At 31.1% G+C, this 835-nt stretch carries 1 protein-coding gene; it reads left to right on the forward strand.

The window, feature by feature from the left end; genetic code table 11:
* Window positions 1-38: 38 nt before the first annotated feature.
* A partial coding sequence (locus KH893_RS11095; protein ID WP_281166184.1) for a hypothetical protein occupies window positions 39-835 on the forward strand: 797 nt, incomplete at its 3' end.

Here is an 835-nt window from a genome sequence, read left to right on the forward strand (position 1 = left end):
ATAAAACCCAAGGCTAAGGCAATCGCATTCTAAAGTTAGTGAGCAAAACAAGAAAAATAGCAAGATATAAGAAGGAATCCATTTATTTCGGTATCTTTTCTATATGTGTTGCATTTTATATCATTTTAAAAATCAATTTTAAGTCCGGTGTTTCGCATAGTAGCGAAACACTCGTCCTATTAGTAATGCTAAGCTCTTTTAATATTCATAAAATCGGTACGATTTTTAATGTCAGGAAAGAGCCTAAAACATTTTGGGTAAAGCGTATCTTCCTATTAAGGTACACTTTATTTATTTTTTTTAAATCATTTGGCTTGCAGGTTTCAGAGTCGCTTTTTTTTGCATCAATTTTAGTTATTTATAAAATAATACCAGTGGATTCTTTTGTTTTACTTTCTTTTTACGTAATGATAGTAGATTTTGGGTTTGTATTGATAAATATTTCCTCATATATCTTTAATATACTTTCCTTAGTTTTTCCAATCCTACAAATTACCAATGGATCATTATTTAATGGAAGCGAAAAGACTTTGTCATTGGGAGTATTAATCATTATGTATTCATTAGTTATACACTCAATAGCGACCTTAAACATAGTTAGACTTGGCTCTTTTTATCCTGCTGCCACTCGAAGTGATCTGAATTCAGCTGGACAGGAAAAATTTGTGCTTAGGAGTTTTATCCAACACAAGTTAATCATAATTCTTGTCTGTATTTGCGATTTTCTATTAATCTTCTGGGCCAATATATTTCATTTGTTAAATTACTTAGCTCCTGGCTCTGTCACTATCATTATGTTTATAACCATCCTTGAAGCCATTATCGGAAACAGCTC

The organism is Liquorilactobacillus sicerae, assembly GCF_029916425.1.
In the GTDB taxonomy this organism is placed as follows: domain Bacteria; phylum Bacillota; class Bacilli; order Lactobacillales; family Lactobacillaceae; genus Liquorilactobacillus; species Liquorilactobacillus sicerae.